19 protein-coding genes are annotated in these 25,867 nt (G+C 61.4%); 2 read left to right on the forward strand and 17 right to left on the reverse strand.

What is annotated here, in order from left to right; translation table 11 throughout:
* The gene (locus MN188_RS09720; RefSeq protein ID WP_242108662.1) at positions 1-1,692 is read left to right on the forward strand and encodes an FAD-dependent oxidoreductase; all 1,692 of its coding nucleotides are present in this window, start codon (positions 1-3) and stop codon (positions 1,690-1,692) included.
* Positions 1,693-1,697: 5 nt separating this feature from the next.
* Here the strand turns inward: MN188_RS09720 and MN188_RS09725 are convergent, their stop codons facing one another.
* The 15 genes from MN188_RS09725 to MN188_RS09795 all read right to left on the reverse strand — a co-directional run bounded on the left by MN188_RS09725 (position 1,698) and on the right by MN188_RS09795 (position 16,086).
* Positions 1,698-2,921, reverse strand: coding sequence for an NAD(P)/FAD-dependent oxidoreductase (locus MN188_RS09725; RefSeq protein ID WP_242108664.1), 1,224 nt, complete (start codon positions 2,919-2,921; stop codon positions 1,698-1,700).
* Between the two features lie 82 nt (positions 2,922-3,003).
* Entirely contained in the window at positions 3,004-4,086 is a 1,083-nt protein-coding gene (gene modC, locus MN188_RS09730; protein WP_242108677.1) for a molybdenum ABC transporter ATP-binding protein, read from the reverse strand.
* Positions 4,083-4,778 carry a molybdate ABC transporter permease subunit gene (modB, locus tag MN188_RS09735; protein ID WP_242108679.1) on the reverse strand — a complete coding sequence of 232 codons (696 nt, stop codon included), beginning with the start codon at positions 4,776-4,778 and terminating at the stop codon, positions 4,083-4,085. Before modB ends, modC begins: the two co-directional genes overlap by 4 nt.
* On the reverse strand, positions 4,771-5,547 hold the full coding sequence (modA, locus tag MN188_RS09740) for a molybdate ABC transporter substrate-binding protein (protein WP_242108681.1): 777 nt from the start codon (positions 5,545-5,547) through the stop codon (positions 4,771-4,773). Before modA ends, modB begins: the two co-directional genes overlap by 8 nt.
* A 60-nt stretch (positions 5,548-5,607) precedes the next feature.
* Entirely contained in the window at positions 5,608-5,979 is a 372-nt protein-coding gene (locus MN188_RS09745; RefSeq protein WP_242108683.1) for a winged helix-turn-helix domain-containing protein, read from the reverse strand.
* A gap of 42 nt (positions 5,980-6,021) precedes the next feature.
* A complete protein-coding gene (gene hypF / locus MN188_RS09750) occupies positions 6,022-8,238 on the reverse strand; it encodes a carbamoyltransferase HypF (protein ID WP_242108686.1) in 2,217 nt (738 codons plus the stop codon).
* A gap of 105 nt (positions 8,239-8,343) precedes the next feature.
* Entirely contained in the window at positions 8,344-8,640 is a 297-nt protein-coding gene (locus MN188_RS09755) for a 50S ribosomal protein L23 (protein WP_242108688.1), read from the reverse strand.
* Positions 8,637-9,254, reverse strand: a complete 618-nt coding sequence (gene rplD, locus MN188_RS09760) for a 50S ribosomal protein L4 (RefSeq protein ID WP_242108690.1) — start codon at positions 9,252-9,254, stop codon at positions 8,637-8,639. Before rplD ends, MN188_RS09755 begins: the two co-directional genes overlap by 4 nt.
* The gene (gene rplC / locus MN188_RS09765; protein ID WP_242108692.1) at positions 9,251-9,985 is read right to left on the reverse strand and encodes a 50S ribosomal protein L3; all 735 of its coding nucleotides are present in this window, start codon (positions 9,983-9,985) and stop codon (positions 9,251-9,253) included. Before rplC ends, rplD begins: the two co-directional genes overlap by 4 nt.
* A gap of 13 nt (positions 9,986-9,998) precedes the next feature.
* On the reverse strand, positions 9,999-10,307 hold the full coding sequence (gene rpsJ, locus MN188_RS09770; RefSeq protein WP_091428130.1) for a 30S ribosomal protein S10: 309 nt from the start codon (positions 10,305-10,307) through the stop codon (positions 9,999-10,001).
* Positions 10,308-10,605: 298 nt separating this feature from the next.
* Positions 10,606-11,781, reverse strand: a complete 1,176-nt coding sequence (gene tuf, locus MN188_RS09775; RefSeq protein WP_242108694.1) for an elongation factor Tu — start codon at positions 11,779-11,781, stop codon at positions 10,606-10,608.
* Positions 11,782-11,837: 56 nt separating this feature from the next.
* Positions 11,838-13,955: an elongation factor G gene (gene fusA / locus MN188_RS09780; RefSeq protein ID WP_242108696.1), complete on the reverse strand. Its 2,118-nt coding sequence runs from the start codon at positions 13,953-13,955 to the stop codon at positions 11,838-11,840.
* 20 nt (positions 13,956-13,975) lie between these two features.
* Positions 13,976-14,446: a 30S ribosomal protein S7 gene (gene rpsG, locus MN188_RS09785; RefSeq protein WP_242108698.1), complete on the reverse strand. Its 471-nt coding sequence runs from the start codon at positions 14,444-14,446 to the stop codon at positions 13,976-13,978.
* A gap of 12 nt (positions 14,447-14,458) precedes the next feature.
* Complete coding sequence (gene rpsL, locus MN188_RS09790) at positions 14,459-14,830, reverse strand: 30S ribosomal protein S12 (protein WP_049642094.1); 372 nt, start codon at positions 14,828-14,830, stop codon at positions 14,459-14,461.
* A gap of 356 nt (positions 14,831-15,186) precedes the next feature.
* Positions 15,187-16,086 (reverse strand): DMT family transporter, encoded by a 900-nt coding sequence (locus MN188_RS09795; protein ID WP_242108700.1) that lies wholly within the window; start codon positions 16,084-16,086, stop codon positions 15,187-15,189.
* 86 nt (positions 16,087-16,172) lie between these two features.
* On the opposite strand from MN188_RS09795, the gene MN188_RS09800 reads away from it, so the two are divergent.
* Positions 16,173-17,258 carry a hypothetical protein gene (locus MN188_RS09800; RefSeq protein WP_242108702.1) on the forward strand — a complete coding sequence of 362 codons (1,086 nt, stop codon included), beginning with the start codon at positions 16,173-16,175 and terminating at the stop codon, positions 17,256-17,258.
* A gap of 39 nt (positions 17,259-17,297) precedes the next feature.
* Here MN188_RS09800 and rpoC read toward each other — a convergent pair whose 3' ends face one another.
* On the reverse strand, positions 17,298-21,566 hold the full coding sequence (rpoC, locus tag MN188_RS09805; protein WP_242108704.1) for a DNA-directed RNA polymerase subunit beta': 4,269 nt from the start codon (positions 21,564-21,566) through the stop codon (positions 17,298-17,300).
* A 48-nt stretch (positions 21,567-21,614) separates the two neighbouring features.
* Positions 21,615-25,751 (reverse strand): DNA-directed RNA polymerase subunit beta, encoded by a 4,137-nt coding sequence (rpoB, locus tag MN188_RS09810; protein WP_242108706.1) that lies wholly within the window; start codon positions 25,749-25,751, stop codon positions 21,615-21,617.
* Between the last annotated feature and the right edge of the window lie 116 nt (positions 25,752-25,867).

A 25,867-nucleotide genomic window follows, 5' to 3' on the forward strand; every position in this document is an offset into this window, starting at 1 on the left:
ATGGCAATTCTCACACGCGGCGCCTATGCCGAACCCGGCACAACGCTTGATTTCAAGACCGGCAATTGGCGATCTACCGGCAAGCCGGTTCATGACCACGTCAAGGCCCCCTGCCACGCCGCCTGCCCGGCGGGCGAGGATCAACAGGCCTGGTTTGCCCACCTTCAGGCGGGCCATCCCAAACTGGCCTGGCGCGAGTTGGTTCAGGCCAATCCGCTGCCCGGCGTGACCGGTCGGGTCTGCCCGCATCCTTGCGAAACAGCCTGCAACCGTGCGGCGATGGACGGGGCGCTGGCCATTCACAACGTGGAACGCTGGCTGGGCGACAAAGCGGTGGCGAAGGGCTGGGCCTATCCGGTGGACGCCCCTGCCGACGACGCGCCGATCGTGGCGATCATCGGCGCTGGCCCCGGCGGGCTGTCCGCCGCCTATCACTGCCTGCGCAACGGCCTGCGCGCCGACTTGTACGAGGCGCTACCGGAAGCGGGCGGGCTTTTGCGCTCGGCGATCCCGCGCACCCGCTTGCCGCGCGAAGCGCTGGACGGCGAATTGAACCGCCTGCTGGCGCTGCCCGGCATCACCCTGAATGCCCGCACCCGGCTGGGTCGTGATGTGACGGTCGAGGGGCTGTTGTCCACCCACGCGGCGGTGATCCTGGCCCCCGGCTGCCAAAGCGCCAAGGCGTGGGACGTGGATGGGGCGGTGCCTGCGGACCTGCACGAAGGCCTGCACCTGCTCAAGGAATTCATGGACCATGGCCAGTTTCCCAAGGCCGACAAAGTCGTCGTGCACGGCGGCGGAAACACCGCCATCGACCTGTGTCGCCTGATGAAACGCGCAGGTGCCAGCGAGGTGACTCTGGTCACCGCCTCGGGCCTGCCCGGCCCTGACACCGCGCCCGACGACATCATCAACGTGGTCCCGCGCGAGCTGGACGAAGCGCTGGAAGAAGGTATCGAGATCATCGACCACGCCACCGTTTCGCGGCTGGTCATGAAGGGATCGAAAGTGACCGGCGTCGAGGTTGTCAGCCTGAAGAAGGAACCCGGCAAGGACGGCCGCAAACGCCGCGTGGCCTTTGAGGGGACCGAGCGGCTGCTTTCTGTCGACATGGTCGTGCCTTGCATTGGCGAGGCGGTGGATCCGGAAGGGCTTCAGGGCCTGATCGACGGAACCTATGTCTGGGCTAAGGACGCCTGGGGACGGCTGGAGCCCGAAAACGTGCATGTTCTGGGGGACGCGCGCGGGGATCGCGGCACCGTAGCCGAAGCGATCGGTGACGGCCGGCTGGCAGCACAAGCGATCGCCGCGAAACTTGCCGGCGCGCCAGACCCAGAGGCCGACACGAGGCTTGAGATGGGCGCAAGCGGGCTGAACCTCTCCTACTACATGCCGACCCCGCGCCACGCGCCTGCGAAAGTGCCGGTGGCCGAGCGGCGCTTTGACACCGAGATCGAAGGCGACCTGGGTCGCGCGGCCGCTTTGGCCGAGGCGAACCGCTGCCTGAGCTGCGGCAACTGCCTGGCCTGCGACAATTGCTGGACCTTCTGCCCCGACAACGCGGTGATCAAAACCGTTGAATTGGCGCAGGACGGATCGCATTACCTGTTCGATCTGGATTACTGCAAAGGCTGCGGGCTGTGCGCGCACGAATGCCCGACAGGGTATATCCAGATGGTGCCGGAGGACTGAGCGACCTAGATCACCGCCAGCTCGACATTTGGCGCAGGCTGCGTCAGACGGTCGAAGTGGAACTCGCTTAGATCCATGCTGCGGTAGGCCCCGAAGGTCAGCCATTCGGCGGTGCCGCGCCCCATCGCGGGCGCCTGCTGCAACCCGTGGCCCGAGAATCCATTCAGGAACACGAAGTTCCCGACCTCGGGATGCGGCCCCATGATGGCGTTATGGTCGATTGTGTTCATTGCATAATGCCCGGCCCATTCAGCCGTGACTCGGATCGCCTCGAATTGAGGGATACGCGTGGCCAGGATCGGCCAGACCTCGTTTTCCCACAAGCTGTGGTTCATTGTGAAATCATCCGGATCAACCGCCGGGTCGTCGCCTAGGAACCCACCCGCCTGATACGTGCCACCGCCGTTTTCACGCACATGGATGCCCGTGGGATCAATGGTCAGCGGCAGGTCACGATCCAAGGGCTGTTCGGCCTTGAACACCCAGGTGAAGCGCTTGCGCGGCTCGACCGGCAGGGTGATCCCCGCCATGCGCGCGGTGGCCGCCGCGCGCGGGCCCGAGGCGTTCACGACCTGGCCGCAACCGATCACCTCGCCCGAGGCCAGCGTCACGCTGTCCACCCGGTTTCCGGCCGGGTTTCGGGTCATCGCCACAACCTCACCCGCGACATACTCCACCCCGCGTTCACGCGCCTGCCGCCGATACCAGTCGAACAGCGCGCCCGCGTCGAAATAGCCTTCGTCGACGGTATTGATCGACCCCAGAACGATGTCGTCGAGGTTGTAGAACGGATAGGCTGCGGCAATCTCATCGGAGCGCAGCAACCGGGTCGCCGCCCCCGCCGCGTGCTGCACCCGCCAGTTTTCGCGCAGCGTGTCGGCAAAGGCGTCATTGTCGGCCAGATACATGTAGCCAAAGTTGCGGATCGCCAATTCCGGCACCCTGGGATCATCACCCATATGGCTGCGAAGGTTCTTCACGAAATCGGCGGCATACTGTGAAATCCGCACGTTCAGCGCGGTCGAAAACTGCTGTCGCATGCACGATGTGGTGTGCGCGGTCGACGTGTGCTCAAAGCTGGGGTCGCGATCGATGACCAAAACCGAGCCGTTAAAATCAGCCAGGTTGGTCAGAAACCAGGCCACCGCCGAGCCCATGATCGCCCCACCCACGATCACCACATCATAGGATTTGCGCGCGGGGGTGGTGCTGAAACCCAAGACTGACATCACCTGATCCTTTTCAAAGCGCGTTTCGACAGGCGTTCTTTGTGGCAGGTCTCTCAGCCGCGATCAATCGCTGCGAACCGGGTCAGCCGCCCACATCCTCGGGTGCGATCGAGACGGTTTTCACGATGGCATGAACCGGCAATCCCGGGCGCAGATCAAGCGCCTTAACCGACCGAGCCGTGACCCGCGCCAACACCGGCCCCGCTGGCGTCAGAACCGACACGATGGCCCCCGGCCCAGCCCCGGCGTGAATCGTGTCGATCCGGCCCGACAGCACGTTCAGCGCCGAAATCCGCGTCGGAGCGTCCAGCGCCAGCGTCACATCCTGTGCCGCGATGCGCACCCGCAGGCTTCGACCCGGCGCCTGGGGCACATGGGGCAGGAACAGGGGGACGCCGCCTGCCTCAAGCTCGCTCAACCCGTCGTCGTGATGAGTGATCACCCGCGCTTCCAGAAGCGCGCCAGCCTCTCGGGCACCCAGCGGCAAGAACGCGGGGTCGGCGAACGTGTCCGCCGCCGGGCCGCAACGCGCAACACTGCCGTTTTCGATGGCGACCACAGTTGTGGCCAGCCGCGCAACCTCGGCCACCGAATGGCTGACATACAGGATCGGCGTCGACATTTCGTCCCGCAGCCGTTCGAAATAGGTCATGATTTCAGCCTTGCGCGCCGCATCAAGGGCCGCCAAAGGCTCATCCGCCAGGATCAGGTCCGGCGCGGACAGCACCGCGCGGCCGATCGCCACGCGGCTCTTCTCCCCCCCGGACAACAGGTTGGGGCGACGCGACAAAAGCGGAGCGATACCAAGCAGGTCCACCACCTGATCCAACGCGTCGCGCGGGGCGCCCTTGGGGGCAAAGCGCTGCCCATAGGTCAGGTTCTGCTGCACAGTCAGATGTGGAAACAACCGATCTTCCTGGAAGATATAGCCGATCCGACGTTTGTGAGGCGGCTGCCAAATCCCTTGCGCAGTGTCGACCAGAACCCGGTCGTCCAAGGAGATCCGCCCCCCTTGCGGTTTCAAAAGTCCCGCGACGGCGTTGATGATCGTGGTCTTGCCGGTGCCGCTTTTACCAAACAGAACCGTCACGCCTGGCGGGGCGTCGAACGCTACATCCAGCGTCAACCCGGCGAACTGGTGCTGCAGGGAGACCGACAGACTCATGCGCCTCCCACCCGTTTCTGCACCCGTCGCGCCAGCACTTCGGACAGAATCAACGCCCCCATTGCAACCACGACAGACACGGCCACAAGTCGAAGTGCTGCGTCCTCCCCCCCCGGCACCTGCAGAAACGCATAGATCGCCGAGGGCAGGGTTTGCGTCTGTCCTGGAATGTTCGACACAAAGGTGATCGTCGCGCCAAATTCGCCCATCGCCTTGGCAAAGGCCAAGATGGCGCCCGCGATCACGCCCGGCAGGATCAGTGGCAGGGTAACAGTCAGAAACACCCACAGGCGTGAGGCACCAAGGGTCGACGCGGCCTGCTCCAGCCGCGGATCGACCGCCTCGATCGACAGGCGGATGGCGCGCACCATCAGGGGAAAGGCCATGATGCCCGCCGCCAGCACCGCCCCGGTCCAGCGAAACGCGAACACGATGCCAAACTCTTGCAGAAACCCGCCCACAGGACCGCGCGTGCCGAAGGTCAGCAACAGCACATAGCCGGTCACAACCGGCGGCAGGATCAGCGGCAGATGCACGATCCCGTTCAGGATCTGCTTGCCGGGAAAGTCATGGCGCGCCAGCACATGGGCGATGAACAACCCGGGGGGCAGCGTCACCAGCGTTGCCCAGAACGCGACCCGTAGCGACAATTGCACCGCCATCCATTCCTGTGGACCAAGCCAATCACTCATGTGCGACCCCTACGGGGGTGAACCCTTGGGCTGCGAATGCCGTCCAAGCCTGATCGCCGCGCAAATACGACATGAAGGCCCGCACCGCCGCGCGGTCGCGGCCTGCCACGATCGCGGCCGGATAGACAATTGGTGGGTGTGTTTCGGTCGGGAAGGTGGCAACCACCGAAACACGCGGCTCGGCCATCGCATCGCTGGCATAGACGATCCCAAACGGCGCCTCTCCAAGGGCGACCAGCGCGAGGGCCGCGCGCACGTTGTCGGCCTGTGCCACCTGTGGTGCCACGCCTTTCCACAGGCCCAGATGCTCCATCGCCGCTTTGCCATATATCCCGGCGGGCACCGCATCGACCAGTGCCATCGCCAGGCGCCCCTCGCCCAATGTCGCGGCAAGCGACGTCAGGTCCATCTGCACCGCGTCTGCCCGTGGTGCGACCAGCACCAGTTTGTTGCCAGCAAGATCGAAACGGCTGTCCTCCTGCAAGGCCCCGTTGTGCAATAACCGATCCATCCAGCCCACATTGGCGGACAGGAACACGTCCGCCGGCGCGCCCAGTTCGATCTGGCGCGCCAAAGACGAAGATCCGGCCAATGACAAGGTCAGCTGATGACCAGACGCGCGCTCAAACTCCGATGCGACCTGTTCCAACGCATTCTTTAGACTCGCTGCGGCAAAGACAGTGATCCGATCCGCTACCGCCGCACGCGCACCCAAACTGGCCATGCAAATGGTTAGCAGGATCAGGACTTGTCGGAAGGGAGGGGTCATGTGGGGTCCGAGCGTTATGTCTCATCGGGAATATCGGAAATTCAGCGGTGCAGGCAAGCGTTATTTTCCGTCGGGAATATCGCGCAGCATGTCCTGAAGCCGGGCGATATGGGTCGCACCCGCCTGTTCAGCTTCAGCCTCCAACCCGCGAAACTCAGCCAAAACCCTTTGACCAGCATCGGTCAGCACCGCGCCGCCCCCGCGGGCACCGCCGCGTGTACTGTGCACCAGAGACTCGCGAAACATCGCGTTCATCGCCTCGACCAATTGCCAAGCCCGCTTGTAGCTCATCCCCATGTCGCGCCCGGCTGCGGAAATCGAGCCGGTCTCGGCGATCCGCTCCAGCAATTCAGCCTTGCCTGGCCCCATCCAGTCCTCGGGGCCAAACACGACCCGCAGGCGGAATTTCGGGATTTTGTCAGGGTTGCTCATACGCCAAGTCTGGCGCGAATGGCCGGGAAGCTCAAGCGTCGGTTACGTCTGTGCGGCCGCGACCATTGCCTGACCGAAGGCCAACCCGCCGTCATTGCAGGGCACCTGTCGGTGCGTCAGCACGGGGATGCCGTCCAACGCCGCAATCACCCGCTCCAACAGCAGCGTGTTCTGAAAACAGCCGCCACTGAGCGCGACCGCGACCGCATCCCCGTTCGATACCGCCTGACACGCCGCATCGGCGAACCCCTGCGCCACACCCTCGATCGCCCGCCGCGCTACGCGCGCTGGTGCCACACCCTGGGACAGGTCACGCATCAGGGCTTGGAACAAGGGGGCCGGAGACAGTTGGTCCATTGGATAAGGCGCCTCAGGCCCCGCTGCACGCGCCAACGCTTCCAGCCGCATCGCAGCCTCCCCTTCATAGGACATGCGCCCCGAAACCAGGCCCAGTGCCGCCGCCACCGCATCAAACAACCGCCCCGCCGACGAAGACATCGGCGAGAGGTGGGCCGCGTCGCCAATTTGGCGCGCGGTCCGAAGCGGGTGTGTGGACAACAGGCGGTCGGCCTCCTCACTCAATCCTGCCTGATCCAGGCGCGCCAGAAGGTTGCGCCAGGGTTCGCGGTTTGCCGCGTCTCCACCGATCAAGGCGGCCGGGCTCAGATTCGCGATACGCTCGACCTGTTCATAGCGTCCAAGCAAAACCTCACCGCCCCATACGGTGCCGTCCGGCCCGGCACCCAGACCGTCCAGAACAATTCCGACAACCGGGTCCCCGTCGCGGGGCCACAGGTTTTCCCCAAGACAGGCTGCAAAATGCGCGTGGTGATGTTGAACGGTCACCGTGTTTTTCCCGCCGCGTTGGTTTGCCACTTGGGAGGCGTGGAAATCCGGGTGCAGATCACAGGCAAACAGTTCTGGCGTGAACCCAAACAGGTCTTCGTAGTCCGCTATCCCCTGGTCGAACGCACGACGACACTCCAACTGGTCTAGGTCCCCCATGTGGTGACCCAGCAACGCCATGCCCCCCCGCGTCAGGCAGATCGCCGCTTTCATCTGCCCACCGAAAGCCAGCACACTGGGCGCAGCCTCAAGACCCGGTGGCATGGGCAAGCCAGCAGGCACCAGCCCCCGCGCCCGTCGCAAGGTCATCGGGCCGGCGGGGCCAACGGCTGCAACGCTGTCATCAACCCGTCTGGCGATAGGGCGATCGTGCATGAGGAACCCATCCGCGATCGCGCCAAGCGCTGCGCGTGCCGTGGCATTGTCCGTCACCATCGGCGCGCCTGTCACGTTGCCTGACGTCATCACCAACGCACCACCGAAGGCTTGGGACAGAAGGTGATGCAGCGGTGCGGACGGCAGCATCCAGCCCAACCTGTCCAACCCGGGGGCCAACGCGTCTGGCAGCGTGCCGTGATGCGGCAACAGCACCACCGGGGCGGTCGGCGAGGTCAACAGCTGTTCCGCTGCATCTCCAACCGTGCCGTTTGCACGAATGACATCAAGCGATGCCATAAGCGCAAACGGCTTGCACGGGCGGCCCTTTCGATGCCGCAGGCGTTCGATCGCGGCGCTGTTGTGCGCGTCGCAGGACAGATGGAAACCTCCAAGGCTTTTCAGGGCGACGATGCCGCCCCTGCGGAGCGTGGCGACAGCCTTGGTCAACGGGCAATCCGCGTCGCCACCAGGATCGACGCCCTCGTAACTCAGCTGCGGACCACAGGCTGGGCAGGCGATCGGCTGCGCATGAAAGCGGCGGTCCGATGTGTCACGATACTCTGCCGCGCACGCAGCACAGAGTTCAAATTCGGCCATTGTCGTGCCCGACCGGTCATAAGGCATGCTCTCCAGGATCGTGAGCCGCGGTCCACAATTGGCGCAATTGGTGAAGGCATATCCGTGCCTGCGCGCAGTCGCGTCCCGCATTTCCGCCAGACAATCGGGGCAGGTGGCAAGGTCCGGCGCCACGCCCAGACCGGATGGCGTACCTGTGCTGGGCCGTATCTCAAACCCCGGCGCGGGGCTCTCGGCCACTGGCTCGCGCCACAACGTGTCAATCCGTGCAGACGGCGGCGCCTTCGTCCGAATCGCAGCAAGAAACGCGTCGATGTCCGAACCTGCGGCAACGATCGTCACCTCAGCGCCATCGTTGCGGACAAACCCATCAATTCCGAAAGCGCGCGCCTGCAGCAAAACGTGCGGGCGGAAGCCCACGCCCTGAACTTGCCCGGTAAGTATGATGCGTTCTGCCATGCCGCAATTTGGCGCCTTGCTGCCCCCCTTCACAAGGGAAAACCGACAAGAAAAAAGCCCCCCGGCTTTCACCGAGGGGCTTTCCAATTTCACATGACGGGTCTTTTACAGACCGGTCGAGACGTCGATCGTGTTGCCTTCTTCAAGCGTCACATACGCCTTTTTGACGTCCTTGCGCTTGCCCAGTTGGCCGCGGAACCGCTTGACCTTGCCTTTGGTGATGGTCGTATTCACGGCCTTCACCTTGACGCCGAACAGCGTTTCAACGGCTTCCTTGATCTGCGGTTTGTTCGCATCGATCGACACTTCGAAGACCACTGCGCCGTTTTCGGACGCCATGGTGGCTTTCTCGGTGATGATCGGCTTGCGGATCACGTCGTAGAGTTCTGCCTTCGTGCTCATTTCAGACGAGCCTCCAGTGCTTCGACCCCTGCCTTCGTGAGCACCAGGGTGTCACGCTTCAGGATGTCATAAACGTTGGCGCCCATCGACGGCAGGATATCCAGACCTTCGATGTTGCGAGCTGCTTTGGCGAAGTTTTCGTTCACCTCGGCACCGTCGATCACCAGGGCGCGCTTCCAACCAAGGTCCTTGACCGCTTTGGCCAGAACGGCGGTCTTGCCGTCGGCGTCTGCGGTGTCGATCACGACCAGTTCACCAGCTTTCAGCTTGGCGGACAGGGCGTGCTTCAGACCCAGTTTGCGGAATTTCTTGGTCAGGTCGTGGCCGTGCGAGCGCACAACCGGACCCTTGTAAACACCACCACCGCGGAAGATCGGTGCCGAACGGGCGCCGTGGCGTGCGCCACCGGTGCCTTTTTGGCGATAGATCTTCTTGGTCGAGTAGTTCACTTCCGAACGCGTCTTCACCTTGTGGGTGCCGGCCTGCGCGTTGTTGCGCTGCCAACGGACCACACGGTGCAGGATGTCCGCGCGCGGCTCCAGACCGAAAAGTGCTTCGTCGAGATCGACGGAGCCGGCTTTTTTGCCGTCCAGTTTGATCACATCAAGTTTCATGCTTCACCACCTTCCGCGGGAGCTTCTTCCGCAGGTGCTTCTGCCGCGGGTGCAGCAGCCGATTTCAGAGCGGCCGGGAACGGCACGCCATCGGGAAGTTTCTTTTTCACGGCGTCCTTGACCGTAACCCAGCCACCTTTGGAGCCGGGAACGGCGCCTTTGATGTAAACCAGGCCGCGATCGGCGTCGGTCTTGACGACTTCCAGGTTCTGCGTGGTGACCTTTGCGGCCCCCATGTGACCAGCCATCTTCTTGCCTTTGAACACCTTGCCGGGGTCCTGACACTGACCAGTCGAACCGTGCGAACGGTGCGAGATCGACACACCGTGTGTGGCGCGCAGACCGCCGAAGTTCCAACGCTTCATGGCGCCGGCAAAGCCTTTACCAATGGACGTGCCGGAGACGTCGACCTTCTGACCTTCCACGAAGTGTTCGGCCGAGATTTCCTCGCCCACAGCGATCAGATTGTCTTCCGACACGCGGAATTCGACAATCTTGCGCTTGGGGGCCACGTTGGCCGCGGCAAAGTGGCCGCGCATGGCTTTCGAGGTGCGTTTTGCCTTGGCGGTGCCGGCACCCAACTGAACGGCGGTGTACCCGTCGGTTTCAGCGGTGCGGTTGGCGACAACCTGCAGCGTGTCCAGTTGAAGGACGGTGACAGGAATCTGCTTGCCGTCTTCCATGAAAAGACGGGTCATGCCCATCTTCTGTGCGATAATGCCAGAGCGCATCTGTGATACTCCCTTACACCGAAATCTGGACGTCAACGCCAGCGGCCAGGTCGAGCTTCATCAGCGCGTCCACGGTCTGCGGCGTCGGATCAACGATATCCAGCAGACGCTTGTGCGTGCGGATTTCGAACTGATCGCGGGATTTCTTGTCGACGTGAGGGCCACGGAGAACCGTGAACTTCTCGATCTTGTTCGGCAGCGGAATGGGGCCGCGAACGTTTGCACCCGTACGTTTGGCAGTATTGACGATCTCTTGCGTGGAGGCATCCAGCACACGATAGTCAAACGCCTTAAGACGGATACGAATGTTTTGACTGGTCATAGCATTCGCCCTTTCAGGCTTGGTGTTGATAGGACGACAGATGGCTCATTCCACCCGCCCTCATCGAACCCAAAAGACGGGACCGAATCCCACCTCATGGTTATTCGCAAAGCGAACCGTTGCCCATTACAGGGGGTTGAGAGGTGAGGCAATAGAAAAAGGGGATCTACGCTCGTTTTTGACTGAAAATGACACATCCATCAACGGGCGCTTTCCCTCCTTTGAGGCGCAAACCTCTCCAAAGCAAAAGGGCCGCTCGATTGAGCGGCCCTTTCCGTTCAAGCATCAGCGGAGCTGATTACTCGATGATCTTGGACACGACGCCCGACCCCACGGTGCGGCCGCCTTCGCGGATGGCGAAGCGCAGGCCGTCTTCCATCGCGATCGGTGCGATCAGTTCAACGCCGAACTTCAGGTTGTCGCCCGGCATCACCATCTCGGTGCCAGCGGGCAGCTCAACCGTGCCGGTCACGTCGGTGGTCCGGAAGTAGAACTGCGGACGGTAGTTCGCGAAGAACGGCGTGTGACGGCCACCCTCTTCCTTGGTCAGGATATAGACCTCGGCTTCGAACTTCGTGTGCGGGTTCACCGAGCCCGGCTTACACAGAACCTGGCCACGCTCAACCGCGTCACGGTCGATGCCGCGCAGCAGCACGCCGACGTTGTCGCCAGCTTCACCACGATCCAGCAGCTTGCGGAACATTTCCACGCCCGTGCAGGTGGTTTTCTGCGTGTCTTTGATGCCGACGATTTCGATCTCGTCACCAACATTGACCACACCACGTTCGATACGGCCGGTCACAACCGTGCCGCGACCCGAGATCGAGAACACGTCTTCGATCGGCAGCAGGAAGGCGCCGTCAACGGGACGCGCGGGGGTCGGGATGTACTCATCCACAGCCGCCATCAGTTCCTTGATCTTCTCTTCGCCGATTTCGGGCTTGTTGCCTTCCATCGCCGCCAGAGCGGACCCGGCAATGATCGGAATGTCGTCGCCCGGGTAACCGTACTCGCTCAGAAGCTCACGGATTTCCATCTCGACGAGCTCCAGCAGCTCTTCGTCGTCGACCTGGTCAACCTTGTTCATGAAGACAACCATGGTCGGGATGCCGACCTGGCGACCCAGCAGGATGTGCTCACGGGTCTGGGGCATCGGGCCGTCGGCCGCGTTCACCACCAGGATCGCGCCGTCCATCTGCGCCGCACCGGTGATCATGTTCTTCACATAGTCAGCGTGGCCGGGGCAGTCGACGTGGGCATAGTGACGCGCGTCGGTCTCATATTCCACGTGCGCGGTCGAGATCGTGATGCCACGAGCTTTCTCTTCCGGCGCACCGTCGATCTGGTCGTAAGCCTGGAAATCACCAAAATACTTGGTGATCGCCGCGGTCAGCGTGGTTTTGCCGTGGTCAACGTGGCCAATCGTGCCGATGTTGACGTGCGGTTTGGAGCGTTCAAACTTTTCCTTAGCCATGGGAGGCCTCCTTTAAACTGTGGTGCCGGGCAGGTTGCCCGCCCGGCGATTGTTGATTAGGCGAACTTCGCCTGAATTTCGTCCGAGATGTTGCTCGGCACCGGGTCATAGTGCGAGAACTGCATCGTAAACTGCGCGCGGCCCGAAGACATGGAACGCAGCGTGTTGATGTAGCCGAACATATTGGCCAGCGGCACGTTCGCATCGATCGCGATGGCGTTGCCGCGCGGCTCCTGACCAGAGACCTGGCCACGACGCGAGGTAAGGTCGCCGATGATACCACCGGTGTATTCCTCGGGCGTGATGACCTCGACCTTCATGATCGGTTCCAACAGCTTCGCACCGGCCAGACGCATGCCTTCACGCATGCACATACGGCCTGCGATCTCAAACGCCAGAACACTGGAGTCCACGTCGTGGAACTTACCGTCGACCAGGGCAACCTTGAAGTCGATCACGGGGAAACCGGCCAGCGGGCCGCTATCCATGACCGATTTGATGCCCTTTTCAACACCGGGGATGTATTCCTTGGGAACCGCACCACCAACAATCTTGCTTTCGAAAGAGTAGCCTTCGCCAGCTTCGGTCGGCATGATCTCCATCTTGACCTCGGCGTACTGGCCCGAACCACCCGACTGCTTCTTGTGGGTGTAGGTGTGCTCGATCGCCTTCGAGATCGTCTCACGGTAGGCAACCTGCGGGGCACCGATGTTGGCCTCGACCTTGAATTCACGCTTCAGGCGATCCACCAGGATGTCCAGGTGAAGTTCGCCCATGCCCTTCATGATGGTCTGACCGCTTTCGATGTCGGTTTCGACACGGAAAGACGGGTCTTCGGCGGCCAGACGGCCCAGACCTTGCGACATCTTCTCTTGGTCGGCCTTGGTTTTCGGCTCAACCGCGATCTCGATGACGGGATCGGGGAAGGTCATGGTTTCCAGAACAACCGGGTCGTTGACGGCACAGACGGTGTCACCCGTGGTGGTGTCCTTCAGGCCGGCCAGCGCGATGATGTCACCGGCGAACGCTTCCGTGATTTCCTCACGGTCGTTCGAGTGCATCATCATCATCCGGCCCACACGTTCCTTCTTACCCTTGGTTGAGTTCAGGATCGTGTCGCCCTTGTTCAGGACGCCCGAGTAAACGCGGGTGAAGGTCAGCGAACCGACGAACGGGTCGTTCATGATCTTGAACGCCAGCGCCGAGAAGGCCATGTCATCGTCCGCACGGCGCGGGATGTCACGAACTTCGTCTTCGTCGCCGGGTTTGAAGCCCATGTAATCGACAACGTCCAGCGGGCTGGGCAGGTAATCGATCACGGCGTTCAGCAGCGGCTGCACACCTTTGTTCTTGAAGGCGGAGCCACCCAGAACCGGAACGAAGTCCAGCGCCAGGGTGCCTTTGCGAAGCAGAGCACGCAGAGTCGCCACGTCAGGCTCGTTGCCTTCAAGGTAAGCTTCCATCGCGTCGTCGTCTTGCTCGACGGCGGCTTCGATCATCTTCTCGCGCCACTCGTTGGCCATGTCCTGCAGGCTTTCGCGGATCGGAACCCGAACCCACGACGCACCAAGGTCTTCACCCTGCCACAGCCATTCTTCCATGTTCACCAGGTCAAGCAGGCCTTCCAGCTCGGTTTCAGCACCGATCGGAATACCAACAGGAACGGCACGCGCGCCGGTACGATCTTCGATCATCTCAACGCAGTTGAAGAAGTCGGCGCCGATCTTGTCCATCTTGTTGACGAACACCATGCGCGGAACCTTGTAGCGGTCAGCCTGACGCCACACGGTTTCGGTCTGCGGCTCAACACCGGCGTTGGCGTCCAGCACACAAACAGCACCGTCGAGCACGGCCAGCGAACGTTCGACTTCGATGGTGAAGTCCACGTGGCCGGGAGTGTCGATGATGTTCATGCGGTGCTTGGGCGTCTGGGCGGTTTCACCGTCTTCGGTGCGTTCCCAGAACGTGGTGGTCGCAGCCGAGGTGATGGTGATCCCGCGTTCCTGCTCCTGCTCCATCCAGTCCATGGTGGCGGCACCATCGTGCACCTCACCGATGTTGTGGGATTTGCCGGTGTAATACAGGATCCGCTCCGAGCAGGTGGTCTTGCCTGCGTCGATGTGGGCCATGATGCCGAAGTTGCGGTAGAGTTCCAGCGGATATTCGCGTGCCATTGGTCTGAATTCCCTTGGGTTTACCAGCGGTAATGGCTGAACGCTTTGTTCGCGTCGGCCATCTTGTGGGTATCTTCACGTTTCTTCACGGCGGTTCCGCGCGAGTTGACAGCGTCCAGAAGTTCGCCAGCCAGGCGCTCTTCCATCGTGTTCTCGTTGCGGGCGCGGGCGGCTTTGATCAGCCAGCGGATGGCAAGCGCCTGACGACGCTCGGGGCGGACTTCAACCGGCACCTGGTAGGTGGCACCACCGACGCGGCGCGAACGCACTTCGACGGAGGGTTGAATGTTGTCCAGCGCTTCGTGGAACACTTCCACGGGGGCGCGCTTGATCTTGTCTTCAACACGATCCAGCGCGTTGTAGACGATCGTTTCTGCGACCGACTTTTTACCGTCGATCATCAGGTTGTTCATGAACTTGGACAGAACGAGATCACCAAACTTGGCGTCGGGCAGAATCTCGCGTTTCTCAGCGGCGTGACGACGTGACATCTCGGCCTCTCCTTATTTGGGACGCTTGGCGCCGTATTTCGAACGACGTTGTTTACGGTCTTTGACGCCTTGGGTATCCAAAACACCGCGCAGAATGTGGTAACGGACACCCGGAAGGTCTTTCACACGGCCGCCACGGATCAGGACAACCGAGTGTTCCTGAAGGTTGTGGCTTTCACCGGGGATGTAGCTGATGACCTCGAAGCCATTGGTCAGGCGCACCTTGGCGACTTTCCGCATAGCCGAGTTCGGCTTCTTCGGGGTGGTGGTATAGACGCGCGTGCAAACGCCGCGCTTCTGGGGGCAGCTTTCCAAGTGCAGCGACTTGGAACGCTTGACTTTAGGCTGGCGCGGTTTGCGGATCAGCTGTTGGATCGTTGGCATAGGGCTCTTTTCCCGTTTCTCAACACATGTGCTGCACGGGTGTCCCCGTGCGGTGAAAGTTTCTTCGCCCTACGCGTCCGCAAAGCTAAAACCCGCGATCGTTTCCATTCCGAGGCAAACGACGCGGTTGGTTATCAGAGGACCAGCGCTTTAAAGCAGCACCGATCTTGACCAGTGGATTCTGATTGGCTTGGGGGGAGTGCCCCTTCGCCGGATGGAGGGCGTATAGGGGGAGTCGGAAACCTTGTCAACAGCGTTGCCCTGCAGGGAAACCACCCCCTTGAAACCAATCGCCACCCGATGCCTCAAGCCACGCGGAGCACAGTTGAAAACGCCCCGCGAAAACCGGCCGTGCGCTACTGTTGTTGCGCCAAGGCGCGCCGCCGATTCAAGCGCTCCCGGTAGATGGTGAAAACACCCATCGCCACCACGATCCCCGCGCCGATCATGGTCAGCAGATCTGGCCAGTCGCCCCAGAACAGCCAGCCCAACAGCAACGCCCACAGAAGTCCGGTATAACGGAACGGCGCGACAAAGCTGATCTCGCCCACCCGCATCACCGCGACCGATGCGACATAGCCCATCAGGATGAACCCCGCTGCCAGCCCCAAAAGCCCGGCCTCCCACAGACCAACCGGGGCCCAGGTGTCGGATAGGGACGCGACCCCGGCGGCGATGCAAATCGCGACGGCGGCAACAAGCGACACCATCATGCTGGGCGTGCCCGGGCTCAGACGGCGCGCGGCCAGATCACGCAAGGTAATGAAACCGACCGCGATCAGGCCGTAAAGGCTCCAGGTCGTGAACCCGTCGCCGCCCGGTTGCACGATCAAAAGTACCCCGACAAACCCGATCAGGATCGCCCCAAGCCGGCGCCAGCCCAACGGTTCGTTCAGAAAAAGCGCCGCCGCCAGCGCCACGGTCAGCGGCAGCGCCTGCAGGATCGCGGTGATATTCGCGATTGGCATGTTGAACAGCGCCGTCAAAAAGCAATAGGTCGCCCCCAACTCGCCAATTGTGCGCAGCGCGATCAGACCCCAGTCGCGCCGGGGCAGATCAAACCGGATCGCCCCCATCGACCGGCCAAGAAGATACAAAAACACGGTGGCGAAGATGCCGCGCAGGAACACGGCTTGATACAAAGGCAGATCTCCGGCCAACAGTTTCATGCAGACATCATTGAACGTATAGCCGGCCATCGAGACCGTCATGAGCGCCGCGCCGCGCAAATTGCTGTGGGAATTCTGTGCCTGCATCCCCCCTTGTCCGCGCAAATGCGCAAAATGGCAATCCGGCACGCGTCTTCACCGCCTGTAAGGGGTTCAGGCGGTAAGTATTCCACATGGTAAATCTGGTCCTTCACATCGGTCAGCCGAAAACAGGCACGACGTCGCTGCAGCGCACCTTTCTTTTGAAACGGCGTGAGATGGCGGCGCGCGGGGTTTTGTATCCGTTCCTGCACAAGTCCTTGGACCGCCACACTGCGCTTTTGCCCGCCCTCGTGGGCGAGCCTTTCGTCACCGGCGACGTGGCCTTTCCTGACAGCTGGCCGGGGCGTGATGTGATGGAACAATCCGAACTCATGTGGGCCGACGCCCTGACCCAGATACGCGACACTATGCCAGCGCTGGTGGTGATGAGTGGTGAAGGGTTTTTCAGCCTGGGCAATGCCGACCGTGTCGCCCAGTTGAGCGCCAGGCTGCGCGACGCATTCGACAAAGTGAGCGTGGTTGCCTACCTGCGCTCTCCCGCTGCGAAATACCTGTCTGAAGTGCAGCAGGGGCTGAAGATGACCGGCAGTCAGGCGGCCCTGAAGCCCCGCGCCTATCAATGGACCTTGCAGGCGTTTGCGGACCACGGGCCCGGCCCTTTGCACCTGCATCTATTCGACCGGAACACGTTGATCGGGCAGGATGTGGTAACGGACTTCACCACGCGCTATTGCCCCGAGGTGCTGGACATCGTGTCAGCACATGACGATCGCACGCTGAACACCACACTGTCAGCCGAGGCGATGGCGGTGCTGGAACACCATGTCGATCTGGTCTCTGATCTGACGTCCGAAGAACGCCGGCTTGCCTGGCACCCGGTGCGCAAGGTGGTGGAAGGGCTGGATCAAACCCTTGTGGGGTTTCGCCGCCCGCGCCTGACCCCGGCAGCGCGCGCCGACATCGACCGTCGCACAATCGACCTGAACTGGCTGCGCAAACAGCACGGCATGTCCTTTGGTGACGTGGATTACAGCATCGCGGCAACCCGCCCGCCGGATGGCGCGTATCGCCCACATATCGCTGAGCTGTGCGAGATCGACCAGACCCGACGGCGCGCGATGATGTGCGCGACACAAGACGCGCTGGAGCGGCAGAAAATCCTGCCCGCAACGCTGATCCGCCGCGTCCATGCGGCCCTAACGAAAAAGCCCCGCTAAGAAGCGGGGCTTTTCCATGTTTCACCGTTGATCCGAAGATCAGGGCTGTTCGTCGCCCGCCGTTTCCGGCGTCTCGACCAGACCTGCATCTTCCTCGGCCACATCGTCACCGAATACCGAAGACGCTTCGTCGGCCGGTGCAGCCAGTGCGGCGGCGGCTTCGGCTTCCTTGCGGGCCTCTTCGATCACCACGTTGTCGCGGTCCTGAGCAACCCGGCGCACGGCCTGAGTGGCCCCACCGGTGCCCGCCGGGATCAGGCGACCAACGATCACGTTCTCTTTCAGGCCAACCAGCTTGTCCTTCTTGCCCTGAACCGAAGCTTCGGTCAGCACGCGGGTGGTTTCCTGGAAAGACGCCGCCGAGATGAAGCTGCGGGTTTGCAGCGACGCCTTGGTGATACCCAACAGGATCGGTTCGCCCGAAGCCAGACGACGCCCTTCGGCGGCGGCTTTCTCGTTCGCGGCTTCGAACTCGGCCTTGTCGACATGTTCGCCCTTAAGAAGGGTGGTTTCGCCCGAGTCGAGGATCTCCCACTTCTGCAGCATCTGGCGAACGATCACCTCGATGTGCTTGTCGTTGATCTTCACACCCTGCAGGCGATACACGTCCTGGACTTCGTCGATCATGTAGTCAGCCAGCGCTTCGACACCCATGATGGACAGGATGTCATGCGGCGCCGGGTTGCCGTCCATGATGTAGTCGCCCTTTTGAACAAAGTCGCCTTCGGCCACCGGGATGTGTTTGCCCTTGGGAACCATGTATTCCACGTTCTCCAGGCTTTCATCCGCGGGTTCGATCGCGATGCGACGCTTGTTCTTGTAGTCGCGGCCAAAGCGCACGTAGCCATCGACTTCGGCGATGATCGCGTGGTCCTTCGGACGACGGGCTTCGAACAATTCGGCCACACGCGGCAGACCACCGGTGATGTCCTTGGTCTTGGCGCCTTCACGCGGGATACGCGCGACAACGTCACCGGCCTGGATCTGGCTGCCATCTTCAATCGACAGAATGGCGTCAACCGACATCGGATAGGTCACCGGATTGCCCGCAGCGTTGCGGACCGGTTCGCCATCTTTGTCGACCAGGATAACCTCGGGCTTCAGATCGCTGCCTTTCGGCGCCGAGCGCCAGTCGGTCACGATCTTCTGCGTCATACCCGTTGCATCATCGGTTTCGTCCCGCACCGAAATACCCGAAACGAGGTCCACGAACTTCGCGGTCGCCGCCTTTTCAGCGATGATCGGAAGCGTATAGGGATCCCATTCGAACAGCTTGTCGCCACGGTTCACCTGATCGCCATCAGCGACGTGCAGCTTGGAACCATAGCCGATCTTGTGGCTGGCCCGCTCGACGTCGTTCTCGTCCATGATGGCCAGAACCATGTTGCGGCCCATGACGATTTTTTCGCCCGACGCATTCTCAAGAATGTTGTCGTTGCGGAATTCGACGCGGCCCTCGTGGCTGGCTTCCTGGAACGATTGCTGACCACCCTGCGCAATGCCGCCGATGTGGAACGTCCGCATCGTCAGCTGTGTGCCGGGTTCACCGATCGATTGTGCGGCGATGATGCCGACCGCTTCGCCCTGGTTGACCAGGGTACCGCGGGCCAGGTCACGACCGTAACACGCGGCGCAAACGCCTTCTTCGGCTTCACAGGTCAGCGGGCTGCGCATTTGCATGGTTGCCACACCGGCCGCTTCCACCGCGTCCGATTTGCGTTCGTCGATCAGCTCGTTCTTGGCGACGATCACTTCGCCCGTTGCCGGGTGCACGACATCCTCGCCCGCGACGCGGCCCAGGATACGTTCGGCCAGCGAGGCGACGACTTCACCGTCGTTCACAGCCGCTTCGGCTTTGATCGTCCGCTCGGTACCGCAGTCTTTCTCACGCACGATGCAGTCCTGGGCGACGTCCACCAGACGACGGGTCAAGTAACCCGAGTTTGCCGTCTTAAGCGCGGTGTCGGCCAGACCCTTACGGGCGCCGTGGGTCGAGTTGAAGTATTCAAGAACGGTCAGACCTTCCTTGAAGTTCGAGATGATCGGCGTTTCGATGATCTCGCCCGACGGCTTGGCCATCAGGCCGCGCATCCCGCCCAGCTGCTTCATCTGCGCGGGCGAACCACGGGCACCAGAGTGCGACATCATGTAGACGCTGTTCGGCTCCATTTCGGCACCGGCATCGTCACGACGCACGGCCGAAATTTCGCCCATCATGGCATCTGCCACCTGGTCGGAACACTTCGACCAGGCATCAACCACTTTGTTGTACTTCTCGCCCAGGGTGATGAGACCGTCCATGTACTGCTGTTCGAACTCTTTCACCTGGTCACGGACGCCGTCCACGATCGGCCATTTTTCGTCCGGGATGACCATGTCATCCTTGCCGAAGCTGATGCCGGCCTTGAAGGCCTCTTTGAAGCCGACCGACATGATCTGGTCACAGAAGATGACCGATTCCTTCTGACCGCAGTAGCGGTAGACGGTGTCGATGACCTGCTGAACTTCCTTCTTGCGCAGAAGGCGGTTGACCAGTTCAAACGGCGCTTTCGTGTTCAGCGGCAGAAGCGCGCCCAGACGAATGCGGCCCGGCGTGGTGTCGAAACGCACCATGACCTCGTTGCCTTCTTCGTCGATCTGCGGGATCCGGGCCTGCACCTTGGCGTGCAGGTGAACCTCGCCTGCATCCAGCGCGTGGATCACTTCATCCACGTCGGAGAAGACCATGCCTTCGCCCTTCATGCCTTCGCGCTCCATCGAGATGTAATAGAGGCCAAGGATCATGTCCTGCGAGGGAACGATGATCGGCGCACCGTTGGCGGGCGACAGCACGTTGTTGGTCGACATCATCAAGACGCGTGCTTCCAGCTGCGCCTCAAGCGACAGCGGCACGTGAACGGCCATCTGGTCACCGTCGAAGTCGGCGTTGAACGCCGAGCAGACCAGCGGGTGCAGCTGAATAGCCTTACCTTCGATCAGCATCGGTTCGAACGCCTGGATGCCAAGACGGTGCAGCGTGGGCGCACGGTTCAACATCACCGGGTGTTCGCGGATGACCTCATCCAGGATGTCCCAGACTTCGGGGCGCTCTTTCTCGACCAGCTTCTTCGCCTGCTTCACGGTGCTGGACAGACCTTTGGCCTCCAGACGCGAGTAGATGAAGGGCTTGAACAGCTCCAACGCCATCTTCTTGGGCAGACCACATTGGTGCAGCTTCAGTTCCGGGCCGGTCACAATGACCGAACGACCCGAGAAGTCGACGCGTTTACCCAAAAGGTTCTGACGGAAGCGGCCCTGTTTGCCTTTCAGCATGTCAGACAGCGACTTCAGCGGGCGTTTGTTCGCACCGGTGATGACGCGGCCACGACGGCCGTTATCGAACAGAGCGTCGACCGATTCCTGCAGCATCCGCTTTTCGTTGCGCACGATGATGTCGGGCGCACGAAGCTCGATCAGACGCTTCAGGCGGTTGTTGCGGTTGATCACGCGGCGATACAGGTCGTTCAGGTCCGAGGTCGCGAACCGGCCACCGTCCAGCGGCACCAGCGGGCGCAGCTCGGGCGGGATGACCGGGATCACGGTCAGGATCATCCATTCCGGACGGTTGCCGCTTTCAATGAAGTTCTCGACGATCTTCAGACGCTTGATGATCTTCTTGGGCTTCAGCTCACCGGTGGCTTCGGCCAGGTCGGCGCGCAGCGTTTCCGCTTCGCTTTCCAGGTCGATGGCCGCCAGCATTTCGCGGATCGCTTCGGCACCGATGTTCGCGGTGAACGCGTCCATGCCATAGGTGTCCTGGGCGTCCATGAACTCCTCTTCCGACATCAGCTGACCATAGGTCAGGTCGGTAAGGCCGGGTTCGATCACCACGTAGTTCTCGAAATACAGGATGCGTTCCAGATCGCGCAGGGTCATGTCCAGCATCAGGCCGATGCGCGACGGCAGCGACTTGAGGAACCAGATATGCGCGACGGGCGCGGCCAGCTCGATGTGGCCCATGCGTTCGCGGCGGACCTTCTGAAGCGTGACTTCCACACCGCATTTTTCGCAGACAACGCCGCGATACTTCATGCGTTTGTATTTGCCGCACAGGCATTCATAGTCCTTGATCGGGCCAAAAATCCGCGCGCAGAAAAGGCCGTCACGCTCGGGTTTGAACGTGCGGTAGTTGATGGTCTCGGGCTTCTTGATCTCGCCATACGACCACGACAGAATCCGTTCCGGGCTGGCCAGCGACACCTTGATTTCATCAAAGGTTTTCGGCGCCTGCAGCGGGTTGAACGGGTTGGTTGACAGTTCCTGGTTCATTTTGCGTTCCTTAATCTAGGGGAAGGGGAAAAGGGGTAAGGCGGCGCCTTACTCCTCATCCTCCGCATCCAGGAGTTCCATGTTGAGGCCGAGGCCCCGGACTTCTTTCACCAGCACGTTGAACGACTCGGGCACGCCGGCCTCGAAGTTGTCCTCGCCTTTGACGATGCTTTCATAGACTTTCGTCCGGCCCGCAACGTCATCCGACTTCACAGTCAGCATCTCTTGCAGGGTGTAAGCAGCGCCGTAGGCTTCCAGTGCCCAGACTTCCATCTCACCGAAACGCTGACCACCGAACTGGGCTTTACCACCCAGCGGCTGTTGCGTGACGAGCGAGTAGGGCCCGGTGCTTCGTGCGTGGATCTTGTCATCCACAAGGTGATGCAGCTTCAGCAGGTACTTCACGCCGACCGTCACCGGGCGGGCGAACTGCTCACCGGTACGACCGTCATACAGAACCGACTGACCGCTTTGCGAGAAACCGGCACGCACCAGCGCGTCGTTCACGTCTGCCTCTTTCGCACCGTCGAAGACGGGCGTGGCGATCGGAACACCGCGGGTGACGTTGCCAGCGGCTTCCAGCAGCTGATCTTCGTCCATACCGGCAATGCCTTCCTCATAGACATTGTCGCCATAGGCGATTTTCATCGCGTCACGCACCGGGGTCAGGTCGCCCGAGCGGCGGTATTCGCCCAGCGCTTCGTCGATATCCAGACCCAGACCGCGTGCGGCCCAACCCATGTGGGTTTCCAGGATCTGACCGACGTTCATGCGCGACGGCACGCCCAGCGGGTTCAGGCAGAAATCGACGGGGGTGCCATCGGCCAGGAACGGCATGTCTTCCATCGGCACAACCTTGGAAATGACACCCTTGTTCCCGTGACGTCCGGCCATCTTGTCGCCCGGCTGAAGCTTGCGCTTCACCGCAACGAAGACTTTGACCATCTTCATCACACCCGGCGGCAGATCGTCGCCACGACGGACCTTCTCGACCTTGTCCTCAAAGCGATGCTCAAGCGCGCGTTTCTGCGCCTCGAACTGTTCGTTCAGGGCCTCGACGATGATGGCGTCATCTTCGTCTTCCAGCGCCAGCTGCCACCACTGACCTTTCGACAGGCTGTCCAGCAGCTCCTGATCGATCTTGGTGTTGGCCTTGACGCCTTTCGGACCTTTCACGGCGACCTTGCCCAGGATCATGTCCTTCAGACGGGCATAGATGTTGCGCTCAAGAATGTGCAGCTCGTCATCACGGTCACGGGCCAGGCTTTCGACCTCTTCGCGCTCGATCTGCAGGGCACGTTCGTCTTTTTCCACACCGTGGCGGTTGAAGACACGCACTTCCACGACCGTGCCGAAGTCACCCGGCTTCACGCGCAGCGAGGTGTCGCGCACGTCCGAGGCCTTTTCACCGAAGATGGCGCGCAGAAGTTTTTCTTCCGGCGTCATCGGGCTTTCGCCCTTCGGGGTGATCTTGCCGACCAGGATGTCGCCCGGCTCCACGTCCGCACCGATGTAAACGATGCCGGCCTCGTCGAGGTTGCGCAGCGCTTCTTCACCGACGTTCGGAATGTCGCGGGTGATCTCTTCCGGTCCAAGCTTGGTGTCACGGGCGGCGACTTCGAATTCCTCGATGTGGATCGAGGTGAAGACGTCGTCACGCGCGATGCGTTCCGAGATCAGGATCGAGTCTTCGTAGTTGTAGCCGTTCCACGGCATGAAGGCGACGACCACGTTCTTGCCCAGCGCCAGTTCACCGATGTCGGTCGACGGACCGTCCGCGATGACCTCGTTCTTTCCGACCGTATCACCCACCTTCACCAGCGGACGCTGGTTGATGCAGGTGTTCTGGTTCGACCGCTGGAACTTGCGCAGGCGGTAGATATCGACGCCGGGATCACCCGGGGCAAGATCATGCGTTGCACGCACAACGATACGCGTCGCGTCGACCTGGTCGATCACGCCGGCACGTTTGGCCATGATGGCAGCACCAGAGTCCTGCGCCACAACTTCTTCGATGCCGGTGCCGACCAGCGGCGCCTCGGCTTGCAGAAGCGGAACCGCCTGACGTTGCATGTTCGAGCCCATCAGGGCGCGGTTGGCGTCGTCGTTTTCCAGGAACGGGATCAGCGATGCAGCGACCGAGACCAGCTGCTTGGGCGACACGTCGATCAGGTCCACGTTTTCACGTGGCTGCAACATGTATTCGCCCGACTGACGGGTCGACACCAGGTCGTTCTCGAACTTGCCGTCGGCGTCCAGATGCGCGTTGGCCTGCGCCACGGTGTGACGCATTTCCTCGGTCGCGGACATGTAGTGCACTTCGTCCGTGACCTTGGCATCCTTGACGATGCGGTAAGGTGTTTCGATGAAGCCATACTTGTTCACGCGGGCAAAGGTGGCCAGCGAGTTGATCAGACCAATGTTCGGCCCTTCCGGCGTTTCAATCGGACACATACGACCATAGTGGGTCGGGTGCACGTCGCGCACCTCAAAGCCCGCACGTTCACGCGTCAGACCACCCGGGCCAAGCGCCGACAGGCGGCGTTTGTGGGTGACTTCCGACAGCGGGTTGGTCTGGTCCATGAACTGCGACAGCTGCGAAGAGCCGAAGAATTCACGCACCGCAGCCGCGGCCGGTTTCGCGTTGATCAGGTCCTGCGGCATCACCGTGTCGATTTCGACTGACGACATGCGTTCCTTGATCGCGCGCTCCATGCGCAGCAGGCCAACGCGGTACTGGTTCTCCATCAGTTCGCCGACCGAGCGCACCCGGCGGTTGCCCAGGTGGTCGATGTCATCGATGTCGCCCTTGCCGTCGCGCAATTCGACCAGCGCCTTGATGCAGGCGATGATATCTTCCTTGCGCAAGGTGCGCTGCGTGTCTTCGGCGTCCAGGGCCAGGCGCATGTTCATCTTCACGCGGCCAACAGCGGACAGGTCATAACGCTCGCTGTCGAAGAACAGCGTGTCGAACAGCGCCGAGGCGGCTTCGACGGTGGGCGGCTCGCCTGGGCGCATGACGCGGTAGATGTCCATCAGCGCGGTGTCGCGGCCGGTGTTCTTATCCAGCGCCATGGTGTTGCGCATGTAGGGGCCGACGTTGACGTTGTCGATGTCCAGGACCGGAATGTCGGTGATCCCCGCATCCATCAGCTCTTTCAGCGACCCGCCGATCAGTTCACCTTCCTTGTCGTGCTCCAGCGTCAGCTCGTCACCGGCTTCGACATAGATCGCGCCAGTGTCTTCGTTGATGATATCGCACGAAACGAAGCGCCCGACGATGGCGTCGAAGGGCACCAGAAGGTTGGTGACCTTACCCTCTTCCATCAGCTTCTTGACCGCGCGCGGGGTGACCTTCTTGCCAGCCTCGGCAATCACCTTGCCGGTTTTGGCGTCGATCAGGTCCTGCGTCGGGCGGGTGCCCGCAACACGCTCGGGGAAGAACTTGGTAACCCAACCTTTGTTCTTCTTATATTTGAACTGAACCGTGTCGTAATAGGCATCCATGATGCCTTCCTGGTCCAAGCCCAGCGCGTAGAGCAGCGTGGTGACCGGCAGCTTGCGGCGACGGTCGATTCGCGCGAACACGATGTCCTTGGCGTCGAATTCAAAGTCCAGCCAGCTGCCGCGATAGGGAATGATGCGGCAGGCGAACAGAAGCTTGCCCGAGCTGTGGGTCTTGCCCTTGTCATGATCGAAGAACACACCCGGCGAACGGTGCATCTGGGACACGATCACACGCTCGGTGCCGTTCACGATGAAGGTGCCGTTGTGCGTCATCAGGGGCATGTCGCCCATGAACACGTCCTGTTCCTTGATGTCCTTCACGGACTTCGCGCCGGTATCTTCGTCGATATCAAACACGATCAGGCGCAGGGTGACCTTCAGCGGCGCCGAATAGGTCATGTCGCGCTGCTGGCACTCCTCGACGTCATACTTCGGCTGCTCCAGCTCGTATTTCACGAACTCGAGAATGGCGGTTTCGTTGAAATCCTTGATCGGGAACACCGACTGGAACACGGCGTTGATGCCTTCGCCGTCCATCGGCTCGGGCTGGTCGCCGGAATTCAGGAACAGGTCATAGCTGCTCTTCTGAACCTCGATCAGGTTCGGCATCTCCAGCACTTCGCGGATTTTGCCGTAATACTTACGCAAGCGTTTTTGGCCAAGATAGGTCTGCGCCATAAGGTAATTACCTTCCATTTTCTCAACTGAGGCGCCAGCCGTCGGGTTACCGGCGACACCTCGTCAGAGACGGGCGGGGTTCGGACCAATTCCCGGAAACCTTCCCAAGGGCTTCC

The sequence above is a fragment of the Aliiroseovarius subalbicans genome, from assembly GCF_022678625.1.
Classification (GTDB): Bacteria; Pseudomonadota; Alphaproteobacteria; order Rhodobacterales; family Rhodobacteraceae; genus Aliiroseovarius_A; species Aliiroseovarius_A subalbicans.

Coding starts and splice junctions, on each gene's coding strand:
- MN188_RS09720 (WP_242108662.1), top strand. CDS start 1: ATGGCAATTCTCACACGCGGCGCCTATGCCGAACCCGGCACAACGCTT.
- MN188_RS09725 (WP_242108664.1), bottom strand. CDS start 2,921: ATGTCAGTCTTGGGTTTCAGCACCACCCCCGCGCGCAAATCCTATGAT.
- modC (WP_242108677.1), bottom strand. CDS start 4,086: ATGAGTCTGTCGGTCTCCCTGCAGCACCAGTTCGCCGGGTTGACGCTG.
- modB (WP_242108679.1), bottom strand. CDS start 4,778: ATGAGTGATTGGCTTGGTCCACAGGAATGGATGGCGGTGCAATTGTCG.
- modA (WP_242108681.1), bottom strand. CDS start 5,547: ATGACCCCTCCCTTCCGACAAGTCCTGATCCTGCTAACCATTTGCATG.
- MN188_RS09745 (WP_242108683.1), bottom strand. CDS start 5,979: ATGAGCAACCCTGACAAAATCCCGAAATTCCGCCTGCGGGTCGTGTTT.
- hypF (WP_242108686.1), bottom strand. CDS start 8,238: ATGGCAGAACGCATCATACTTACCGGGCAAGTTCAGGGCGTGGGCTTC.
- MN188_RS09755 (WP_242108688.1), bottom strand. CDS start 8,640: ATGAGCACGAAGGCAGAACTCTACGACGTGATCCGCAAGCCGATCATC.
- rplD (WP_242108690.1), bottom strand. CDS start 9,254: ATGAAACTTGATGTGATCAAACTGGACGGCAAAAAAGCCGGCTCCGTC.
- rplC (WP_242108692.1), bottom strand. CDS start 9,985: ATGCGCTCTGGCATTATCGCACAGAAGATGGGCATGACCCGTCTTTTC.
- rpsJ (WP_091428130.1), bottom strand. CDS start 10,307: ATGACCAGTCAAAACATTCGTATCCGTCTTAAGGCGTTTGACTATCGT.
- tuf (WP_242108694.1), bottom strand. CDS start 11,781: ATGGCTAAGGAAAAGTTTGAACGCTCCAAACCGCACGTCAACATCGGC.
- fusA (WP_242108696.1), bottom strand. CDS start 13,955: ATGGCACGCGAATATCCGCTGGAACTCTACCGCAACTTCGGCATCATG.
- rpsG (WP_242108698.1), bottom strand. CDS start 14,446: ATGTCACGTCGTCACGCCGCTGAGAAACGCGAGATTCTGCCCGACGCC.
- rpsL (WP_049642094.1), bottom strand. CDS start 14,830: ATGCCAACGATCCAACAGCTGATCCGCAAACCGCGCCAGCCTAAAGTC.
- MN188_RS09795 (WP_242108700.1), bottom strand. CDS start 16,086: ATGCAGGCACAGAATTCCCACAGCAATTTGCGCGGCGCGGCGCTCATG.
- MN188_RS09800 (WP_242108702.1), top strand. CDS start 16,173: ATGGTAAATCTGGTCCTTCACATCGGTCAGCCGAAAACAGGCACGACG.
- rpoC (WP_242108704.1), bottom strand. CDS start 21,566: ATGAACCAGGAACTGTCAACCAACCCGTTCAACCCGCTGCAGGCGCCG.
- rpoB (WP_242108706.1), bottom strand. CDS start 25,751: ATGGCGCAGACCTATCTTGGCCAAAAACGCTTGCGTAAGTATTACGGC.